1 protein-coding gene is annotated in these 254 nt (G+C 35.0%); it reads left to right on the top strand.

Annotation, left to right across the window (positions count from 1 at the left end; all coding sequences use genetic code 11):
- Nucleotides 1-254: hypothetical protein (locus tag ACEN4L_RS13605; RefSeq protein ID WP_407097764.1), on the top strand; the 254-nt coding region annotated here is incomplete at both ends.

Genomic DNA, 254 nt, shown 5'->3' with positions numbered 1-254 from the left:
ATCGAAAGCTGCCAGCCAGCCAAAAATATGAAAAAAGCAGCCTGATTTCAAAAAAATGGATGAAATCAGGCTATTTGTCATGCTTTTTTTTATTTGGAGCTATCGGCGTCCATTTTAACGGGCTTACTAAAGAACTACCAAATGTATACGAAAAGACAGGTTATTTTCATGCTGAAGAATCGTCTAAAGATCTTTCATTCGGTTTAACAACAGAGTTATACGTATATTTATTAAGACAAATGAACGAGGATGTC

The organism is Desemzia sp. FAM 23988 (assembly GCF_045528365.1).
Classification (GTDB): Bacteria; Bacillota; Bacilli; order Lactobacillales; family Carnobacteriaceae; genus Desemzia.
The sequence above is the reverse complement of the archived record's forward strand: the minus strand, read 5'-3'. Positions and strand labels throughout refer to the sequence as shown.